Origin of the sequence: Hydrogenophaga sp. (genome assembly GCF_051007235.1) — a bacterium.
In the GTDB taxonomy this organism is placed as follows: domain Bacteria; phylum Pseudomonadota; class Gammaproteobacteria; order Burkholderiales; family Burkholderiaceae_C; genus Hydrogenophaga.
Map to the genome: position 1 here is coordinate 1 of NZ_JBPCSJ010000289.1, position 2,412 is coordinate 2,412.

A 2,412-nucleotide genomic window follows, 5' to 3' on the forward strand; every position below is an offset into this window, starting at 1 on the left:
GGCGGTCGAAACGTCCGGGACGCAGCAGCGCCGCGTCCAGGATATCGGGGCGGTTGGTGGCGGCCACCACGATCACACCGAGGTTGGTCTCGAAACCGTCCATCTCGACCAGCATCTGGTTGAGGGTCTGTTCGCGTTCGTCGTTGCCACCGCCCAGACCGGCGCCACGCTGGCGGCCGACCGCGTCGATTTCGTCGATGAAGATGATGCAGGGCGCGTTCTTCTTGGCGTTCTCGAACATGTCGCGCACACGGGCCGCGCCCACACCGACGAACATTTCCACGAAGTCAGAACCCGAGATGCTGAAGAACGGCACCTTGGCTTCACCGGCGATGCCCTTGGCCAGCAGCGTCTTGCCGGTGCCCGGAGGGCCGACCAGCAGCAGGCCACGCGGAATGCGGCCGCCCAGCTTCTGGAATTTCTGAGGGTCCTTCAGGAAATCCACCACCTCCTTGACCTCTTCCTTGGCCTCGTCGCAGCCGGCCACATCGGCAAAGGTCACGGTGTTGTTGTTCTCATCCAGCATGCGGGCTTTGCTTTTGCCAAAGCTGAAAGCGCCGCCTTTGCCGCCACCCTGCATCTGGCGCATGAAATAGATCCACACGCCGATGAGCAGGAGCATCGGGCCCCAGCTGACCAGCAGCGTCATGAGCAGCGAGCCCTCTTCGCGCGGGCGCACATCAAACTTGACGTTGTTGTTGATCAGGTCGCCCACGAGACCACGGTCCAGGTAGGTGGCGGTGGTGCGAATGCGGCGGTCGTCCTGCGTGACCGCGACGATTTCAGTCCCGCCCTGACCCTCCTGGATGGTGGCGCTCTTGATTTGCTGGGCCTTCACCTGGTCCAGAAATTCGGAGTAGCCGACGTAGCCAGCACCGGCGGTCGCGCGACCGTCGAACTGTTTGAAGACGGTGAAAAGCACCATGGCGATGACCATCCACACGGCGATTTTCGAGAACCACTGGTTGTTCAAGTGCGGCTCCTGGCTGCAGAGTTGTCGGAGAAAGGCATGTCGGGCCCATTTTAGGACTTTCAAGAAGCCCGGTCTTGACGAATGACATGACGCTTGCTATCGCGTCCATCTATTTTTCGGCATCGGGCCTCTCGGCCCCAGGCCTGCCCGCCAGAAGGCGAGGCCTCTGGCGCTCATTTCAGACCCATGCCGACCAGAAAGGTTTCCGACGACTGGTCGCGCGAAGCCTTGGGCTTGAAGGTCTTGACCACTTTGAATGTCTGGCGGAACAGCGCCACCAGCGCGTCGTACGCGCCACCGTGGAACACCTTGGCCACCAGTGCTCCGTCGCTCTTGAGGTGCCGGACGGAAAAGTCGACCGCCAGTTCCACCAGCAGCTCGATACGGGCCGAGTCGGTGGCACCGATGCCCGACAGGTTGGGCGCCATGTCCGAGACCACCACATCCACCTTGTCCACACCATGCCCCACCAGCACCTGTTCCAGCTCGGCCAGCACCGCCTCTTCCCGGAAGTCGCCCTGGATGAACTGCACGCCTTCGATCGGATCCATGGGCAACAGGTCCAGCGCCAGGATGCGGCCTTTGAGTTCGCCCACCGCGGCCCCGTCCGGGCTCAGGCGCCGGCGCAGGTACTGGCTCCAGGCGCCGGGCGTGGAGCCCAGGTCCACGACGACATCCCCCGGGCGGATCAGCCCGAGCGTCTCGTCGATTTCCTTGAGTTTGTAGGCGGCACGCGCGCGAAAGCCGTCCTTTTGTGCCAGGCGCACATAGGGATCGTTGACGTGCTGGTTGAGCCAGGCCTTGTTGACCTTCTTGCTCTGGGTCTTGACTTTGATGCCCATGGGGGACGCGCAAGCGCTGTGTAAACGATAATTGTCCCATGCCCCAGATCACACTCACTCCCGCCCAGCGCAAAGTCCACCGCGCCGATGCCCACCACCTCGACCCTGTCGTCCTCATCGGGGGAGACGGCCTGACCGTCGCCGTCAAGAAAGAAGTGGACGCCGCCCTCAAGGCCCACGGCCTGATCAAGGTTCGCGTGTTCAGCGACGACCGCGCAGCGCGCGAAGCCATGCTGCAGACCCTGTCCGACGAACTGGACGCTGCGCCGATCCAGCACATTGGCAAGCTGCTGGTGCTGTGGCGTCCCCTGCCCGAGAAAGCCAAGGTGGTCGACGAAGACCGCATGCCCGGCCCCAAGGACGTCAAAGTGCTGAAGTTCAGCAAGCGCGGCGGACAACGACCCGAAGTCAAGGTCGTGCGGGTGCTGGGCAACCAGCGCCTGACGTCTGGCGGCCAGGTCAAGCGCGCCAAGGTGCTGCAAAAGAGCGTGAAAAAAAGCGCTCAGTGACCCGAACCGGTCGGTGCGCGCCCAGCCCCGGGGCGGCCCGGCTTGAACTTCCCTTACCGCGCACCATCTGAGACCGCATGAACGCTGC

General features: G+C 63.3%; 3 protein-coding genes. 1 reads left to right on the forward strand and 2 read right to left on the reverse strand.

Going from position 1 to position 2,412, the window contains the following annotated elements; all coding sequences use genetic code 11:
• On the reverse strand, window positions 1-973 hold a 973-nt coding region (locus ACR2JA_RS10275; protein ID WP_434008988.1), incomplete at its 3' end, for an ATP-dependent metallopeptidase FtsH/Yme1/Tma family protein.
• Between the two features lie 173 nt (window positions 974-1,146).
• A complete protein-coding gene (locus ACR2JA_RS10280; protein WP_434008990.1) occupies window positions 1,147-1,809 on the reverse strand; it encodes an RlmE family RNA methyltransferase in 663 nt (220 codons plus the stop codon).
• Between the two features lie 44 nt (window positions 1,810-1,853).
• Here ACR2JA_RS10280 and ACR2JA_RS10285 point away from each other — a divergent pair, with 44 nt between their 5' ends.
• On the forward strand, window positions 1,854-2,324 hold the full coding sequence (locus ACR2JA_RS10285; RefSeq protein WP_434008989.1) for a YhbY family RNA-binding protein: 471 nt from the start codon (window positions 1,854-1,856) through the stop codon (window positions 2,322-2,324).
• The last annotated feature ends 88 nt before the right edge of the window (window positions 2,325-2,412 follow it).